The 291-nt window shown below is 64.3% G+C and carries 1 pseudogene; it reads left to right on the plus strand.

Going from position 1 to position 291, the window contains the following annotated elements:
• Window positions 1–196: pseudogene (locus EN824_RS34610) on the plus strand (MarR family transcriptional regulator); the annotation flags it as partial.
• Between the last annotated feature and the right edge of the window lie 95 nt (window positions 197–291).

A 291-nucleotide genomic window follows, 5' to 3' on the forward strand; every position in this document is an offset into this window, starting at 1 on the left:
GATCGAGCGCGATGATCATGCAGAAGACAGGCGCGTGCGAAAACTCAGCCTGACCGAGGCGGCCAAAGCGGCAATGCCCGCGTGGCGGCTCAAGGTGCGCCGGCACGAAAACCGATTCCTGCAGCGTCTCAGCAGCAAGGAACGGGCGACGCTGCTGCGGCTGCTGCGGCTGATCTGGGTGGACGAGGCGGAGTGAAGGGTCGGCGCCTCGACTTGTGAAATATCCCAGGCAAGCAAGGAGATGGCGGCGCGGGCTGCCGAATTGATTCAGGCTGTGGCGCAGGCGAAACG

The organism is Mesorhizobium sp. M8A.F.Ca.ET.181.01.1.1, from assembly GCF_004792025.1.
GTDB lineage: Bacteria > Pseudomonadota > Alphaproteobacteria > Rhizobiales > Rhizobiaceae > Mesorhizobium.